The organism is Aliidiomarina indica (genome assembly GCF_015354615.1).
Lineage (GTDB): Bacteria > Pseudomonadota > Gammaproteobacteria > Enterobacterales > Alteromonadaceae > Aliidiomarina > Aliidiomarina indica.
This window is the reverse complement of the sequence record NZ_JACAVQ010000022.1, coordinates 1-370: the sequence shown is the minus strand read 5'-3', so window position 1 is coordinate 370 and position 370 is coordinate 1. Positions and strand designations below refer to the sequence as shown.

Below are 370 nucleotides of genomic sequence, written 5' to 3'. Positions count from 1 at the left end.
CGCCGTCGCGCTGCTACCATGCTCTACCGTCTGTGTTTCAATCACTGAGCCATCATAGTCTGCGAATGTAACTGTGTAAGTGTTAATCGCGTACTGCGCGGTAACTGTCAGGTCGCCGGTAACCTCAGCAAATGACGCATCCCAGCCAGTGAATGTGTAGCCTTCACGTGTTGGATCAGCAGGTGCTGTCGCACTGCTACCATGCTCAACCGTCTGTGTTTCAATCACCGAGCCATCATGATCTTGGAAGGTCACGGTGTAGGTGTTAATTGCGTACTGCGCGGTAATAGTTAAGTCACCGGTAATGTCGTCAAGTGACGCACTCCAACCGGTAAAGGTATAACCTTCACGCGTTGGATCAGCAGGTGCT

At 51.6% G+C, this 370-nt stretch carries 1 protein-coding gene; it reads right to left on the bottom strand.

All coding sequences use genetic code 11. The features are described from left to right. Nucleotides 1-370 (bottom strand): InlB B-repeat-containing protein (locus HXZ99_RS12085; protein WP_194757549.1); only part of this gene is annotated, 370 nt, incomplete at both ends.